The sequence below is a fragment of the Mesorhizobium sp. M2C.T.Ca.TU.002.02.1.1 genome (genome assembly GCF_003997225.1).
Genome location: NZ_RZTO01000479.1, coordinates 1 through 4,810, shown reverse-complemented (window position 1 = coordinate 4,810; position 4,810 = coordinate 1). Strand labels below are relative to the sequence as shown.

At 64.6% G+C, this 4,810-nt stretch carries 6 protein-coding genes and 1 pseudogene; 1 reads left to right on the top strand and 6 read right to left on the bottom strand.

Annotation, left to right across the window (positions count from 1 at the left end; genetic code table 11):
* The 3 genes and pseudogenes from EOD07_RS22785 to EOD07_RS22775 form a co-directional block, all read right to left on the bottom strand.
* Positions 1-673, bottom strand: a pseudogene (locus EOD07_RS22785) (histidine kinase); the annotation flags it as partial.
* Positions 674-695: 22 nt separating this feature from the next.
* Positions 696-1,361 (bottom strand): response regulator transcription factor, encoded by a 666-nt coding sequence (locus tag EOD07_RS22780; RefSeq protein ID WP_040991360.1) that lies wholly within the window; start codon positions 1,359-1,361, stop codon positions 696-698.
* A gap of 63 nt (positions 1,362-1,424) precedes the next feature.
* Positions 1,425-1,724 carry a hypothetical protein gene (locus tag EOD07_RS22775; protein WP_040991358.1) on the bottom strand — a complete coding sequence of 100 codons (300 nt, stop codon included), beginning with the start codon at positions 1,722-1,724 and terminating at the stop codon, positions 1,425-1,427.
* Positions 1,725-1,943: 219 nt separating this feature from the next.
* Between EOD07_RS22775 and EOD07_RS22770 the strand changes: the two genes are divergently transcribed.
* Complete coding sequence (locus EOD07_RS22770) at positions 1,944-2,330, top strand: ester cyclase (RefSeq protein ID WP_127237064.1); 387 nt, start codon at positions 1,944-1,946, stop codon at positions 2,328-2,330.
* 129 nt (positions 2,331-2,459) lie between these two features.
* Here the strand turns inward: EOD07_RS22770 and EOD07_RS22765 are convergent, their stop codons facing one another.
* The 3 genes from EOD07_RS22765 to EOD07_RS22755 all read right to left on the bottom strand — a co-directional run.
* A complete protein-coding gene (locus EOD07_RS22765; protein WP_040991354.1) occupies positions 2,460-2,867 on the bottom strand; it encodes a DUF3168 domain-containing protein in 408 nt (135 codons plus the stop codon).
* Positions 2,868-3,005: 138 nt separating this feature from the next.
* Positions 3,006-4,559 carry a trimethylamine methyltransferase family protein gene (locus tag EOD07_RS22760; protein WP_127237063.1) on the bottom strand — a complete coding sequence of 518 codons (1,554 nt, stop codon included), beginning with the start codon at positions 4,557-4,559 and terminating at the stop codon, positions 3,006-3,008.
* 12 nt (positions 4,560-4,571) lie between these two features.
* On the bottom strand, positions 4,572-4,810 hold a 239-nt coding region (locus EOD07_RS22755), incomplete at its 5' end, for a glycine cleavage T C-terminal barrel domain-containing protein (RefSeq protein WP_164772439.1).

Genomic DNA, 4,810 nt, shown 5'->3' with positions numbered 1-4,810 from the left:
GCCGCTGCGCGGTGCCTTCGCGCACCATGGCCAGCGCATTGCGGACCCGGCGCAAGGGCTGGAGACCCAAGAGGATGGCGATGGCGTTGATGGCGATCATGCCGACGCCGAACAGCGAGAGATAGGTGAGAAGGCGGCGCTGGAAGCTGGCGATCTCCTGTTCCAGTTCGCTGTGGTTGCCCATGACGCGGAAACGCGCGGCGCGGTTCTTGGCGTCCAGCACGAACTCGCTCTCGAACACTTCGAGCTGCTCGCCCTTGATGCCCTCCATCGAGTAGCTGCGCTGGAAGTTCGCGTTGAATGGGACTTCCGCGACGCTCGGCGACAGGAGCGAAGTCGTCATCGAGGAGGAATGGATTTCGCCATGCACGCCTTCGGAGGCGGGCTCCACCGACCAGTACCAGCCGGAATTTGGCTCGGAAAAGCGCAGGTCGCCAAGGTCGGGCGAGCCGGTCAGCGCGCCGTTGTCGGAAATGCCGACGGAGCCGATCAGGTTGAACAGATGCGCCGAAAGGAGGCTGTCGAAGCCGCGCTCGCTGGCCTGGCGGTAAAGCGTGGTGATGAGGGTGAAGATGACGACCAGCGTCAGAATCGCCCAGATGGTCGAAAAGGCGATGACGCGAAAGGTCAGCGAGCGCGGCCAGAGCCGCAGCCTTGAAAGCCACGTTCTCATCGTCGGCTTCAGCGGTTCCGCGTCACGCCTCCGGCTCACGCATGCGATAGCCCATGCCACGCACGGTTTCGATCATGTCGATACCCATCTTCTTGCGAAGCCTGCCGACAAACACTTCGATGGTGTTGGAATCGCGGTCGAAATCCTGGTCGTAGAGATGCTCGACCAGCTCGGTGCGCGACACCACCTCGCCCATATGGTGCATCAGATAGGCGAGAAGCCGGAATTCGTGCGAGGTCAGTTTGAGCGGCACGCCGTTTACGTCGGCCTTGGAGGCCTTGGTGTCCAGCCGCAGCGGCCCACAGGTGAGCTCGGACGACGCGTGACCCGCCGCGCGGCGGATCAGCGCCCGCACCCGGGCCAGCACCTCCTCGATATGGAAGGGCTTTGTCACATAGTCGTCGGCGCCGGCGTCGATGCCGGCGACCTTATCGCTCCAGCGGTCGCGCGCGGTGAGGATCAGCACCGGCATCTTGCGGCCGCCGCGGCGCCAACGCTCGACAACGCTGATGCCATCCATCTGCGGCAGGCCGATGTCGAGGACCACGGCATCGTAAGGCTCGGTGTCGCCGAGAAAGTGCCCCTCCTCGCCGTCATAGGCACGGTCGACCACATAGCCGGCATCGACCAGCGCCTCGGCCAGTTGCCGGTTGAGATCCTTGTCATCCTCGACGACGAGCACGCGCATGGGTTGAAGCCTGTTGTTGGGTAGACGTATAGGCCGATTCCGCCAGCCAGGGAAACGAGAGGGTCAGCCCATCGGGACGACGATTTCCGAGCGGCGCGGACGCTGTCCATCCTTGCCGGGAACGAGCACGACGATGACGCAGACCTGCTGGCCGCCGCGCGTCGCCTGCGAGGCCTTGGCCAGCGTGCCGCCATTCTGCGCGGCGACCTGCTGGCCGATGGCGTAGCAATCGCCGGCGGCAAGCACGACCGGCTGATCGACCGACGGGTCGATAACCGGCATCGCCGTCGTCTGCGACGCAAAGAGGCCGGCTGCGGCAAGCGCCAGCACTGCTTTGCGGAGGTGGAAGCCGAGATTTTTCATGATCACGGTTCTACCGCATATGGGCTGAACGTGAAATGAACGGTGAACGATCGAAAATTCATGCCCGCCATTCCCCCCGCGCGCCGATGCCAAGGCTTCCTCAGGCCCGGCTTCGAATTCATAGCCGGAAAAACAGTCGATCGGCTACGCTTTTCGGGTGCGGATTCTCCATCCAGCGCTAGCTAGTGCAGGTACGCCGGACGATCATAGGAGCATGCGATGACGCGCGACGATATTGCCGATCTCTACCAGGGCTACATCACCTGCCTGAACGAGCAGGATTGGGACAATCTCGGTCGCTTCGTCGGCGAGGAGGTACAGTACAATGGCGAGACGATCGGGCTTTCGGGCTACCGCCGCATGCTGGAAGGCGATTTCGAGGCCATTCCAGACCTTCGCTTCAACATCGAGCTTCTGATTTCGGAGCCGCCGCGCGTGGCGGCTCGTCTGCATTTCGACTGCCATCCCAAGGGCGTGCTGTTCGGCCTGCCGGTCAACGGCAGGCGCGTTTCCTTCGCCGAAAACGTCTTCTACGAGTTCCACGGCAGCCGCATAAGAGAGGTGTGGTCGGTCATCGACAAGGCCGCCATCCAGGCGCAGCTTTAGATCAGGATGACGTTTCGTTGAATCGTCACCCTGATCCAACTCCTTGTTGAAGCATGATCTTTTCCGAAAACCGGTTCCCACTTCTTGCTGCGCTGACCTTCGGTTCGGGATCATGCTTGAGCCAGCCGCTCAGACGGCTTCCTGCGTCAAAGCGCGGAAGCGCAGCAATCCGTGATGGACCGCAAGGTCCTCGTCATAACGCGCCTCGGCGAATTCCAGCGACAGCCGCGTCTGGCCGCGCGGGCCGATGGACAGTGCCGCGCCATCGAGGCGCGCCTTGATGCTGTCCATGATGAGGCGCGTCTCGGCCTCGCCCTGCGCTTTCGACCAGACATGCAAGGTGATCAACTGGTCACCATTGTTGTCAGCTCCAGTGTCCAGGTCGAAGGCGCTGGTGCGCCCATAGGTCACGTGTGGAAAAGCCGCCTTGTCGTTCGCCTGCTCGAGCAGGCCGGCGCCGCCGAGCAGCGCCGATAGCGACGCATCGGTCTTCAGCCTCAGGAACAAGGCCTGCATCAAATCGCCAGGCGCCGTCATCTACCGTCCATCACCAACACATGTCTCCGCGCCGCGGCCCGACAACGTAGCCGCGCTCGCGATCCGAAGCCAGATCGCGAATCGTTTTGACTATAACGTGAATGGCGAAGGTCTCGAATTTATTACGTTTTCGTCAAATCAGGAGACCGGAGCTGCGCCGCCTTCCTCGGTGCGCTTTGCAATGAACTCGTCGAGCATGCCGGCGGTGGCGGCAGCGGAGGCCGGCGGCTGGAAGTCGGCGAGAATCCGCTTCCAGATGCCGGTCGCGCGCTCTGTCGCCGTCTTGCCGCCGGCCTGCGTCCAGTTGCCGAAATTCGACCAGTCGGCCACCAGTGGCTCATAGAAGGCGGTGCGGTAGCGCGTCATGGTATGCGCCGCCGAGAAGAAATGGCCGCCGGGCTGCACCTCGGCGATGGCCTCGAAGCCGATCGCATCCTCGTCGCCCGGGGTTTTCGCGCAAAGCTCGGCGACCGTCTGCAGCGCCTCGATGTCGGTGATCAGCTTCTCGAAGGAAACGCTCAGGCCGCCTTCCAGCCAACCGGCGGCATGGATGCAGACGGTGGCGCCGGCCAGCACGGAGCCCCACAGCGCGAACTGCGTCTCGTGCGCCGCCTGCGCGTCGGAGATATTGGCGGCGCTGCCACCGCCGGAGCGCCATGGCAGGCCGGTGAACCGCGCAAGCTGGCCCGCGCCGAGCGTGGCCTTGACATGCTCCGGCGTGCCGAAGGCCGGCGCGCCGGACTTCATGTCGACATTGGAGGAGAAGGAGCCATAGACCACCGGCGCGCCGGGGCGCACGATCTGGGCTAGCGTCAGGCCGGCCAGCGCCTCGGCATGCTGCAGCGTCAAGGCGCCGGCGACCGTGATCGGCGCCATGGCGCCCGCCAGGCAGAAGGGCGTGATGATCGATATCTGGCCAGCGCGGGCGAAGTCGATGATGCCCTGCGCCATCGGGATGTCGAGCTGGCGCGGCGAGTTGGTGTTGATGACCGTATAGCTATGGGCGGCGCTCACGAACTCGTCCTCGGACAGGCCGCGCGCCAACCGGATCATCTCGAAACTGTCCTCGACCTGCGGCGTGCCGCGGGCAAAGACGAAAGGCACCTTGTCGGACAGCGTCAGTTGCGCACGGCCGGTGGCATAGTGGCGAAAGCGCGTGTCGACGTCCTGCGGCTCGACGCATGGGCCGAGCATATGCAGCACGTCGAAATGCTGCACGAGCCGGATGAAATCCTCGAAGGCCTGAAGCGTGCCCGGTCGCCGGCCTCGCTCGAGATCGGTGACGTTGGGCGCGCCGCAGCCGGCAAGGAACGTCATCGTGCCGAGCTCGAGATCGAGATCGCGGGAACGGTCGCCGGCCCGCGCCGGGATCGAGCGCGGCGCCGAGGCAAGTGCTGCCGTCACGATATCGCGGCCGATCCTGACCATCTGGCTGTCCTCGTCGACCAGCGCGCCGGCCTGGGCGAAGATGGCGCGCGCCTCGGGCAGCAGCACCTTGATGCCAAGCTCCTCCAGCACACGCAGCGCCGTATCGTGGATGGCGGCGACCTGGTCGTCGGAAAAGACGCGCTGCGGCGCGAACGAGTTCTTCAGCGAATGGTAATTCGGGCGGCGGCTCGATTCGCTGCCGGCCTCGCCGGTGCGTCCGCGGCGGCGTTCGCGCCTCAGGTCGCGTGCGGCCTCCTCAACCATGACCGTTCCTCCTCATTGCCGCATCGCCTTGCCTTCAGCGTCGTAGGGCGAGGCCGCGATGACACGCGCCGGCCGTTCGACCCCGACAATGTGTACGGAAAGTTCCGTCCCCTCCCCGGCGAAACCGTCATCGAGCAACGCCAGGGCGACGCTCTTGCCGAGGGAATAGCCATAGCCGCCGGAGGTGACGAAGCCGACGCGCCGGCCCTTGGACCAGACTGGCTCGAAGCCGCTGGCATCGGCGTCGGCAG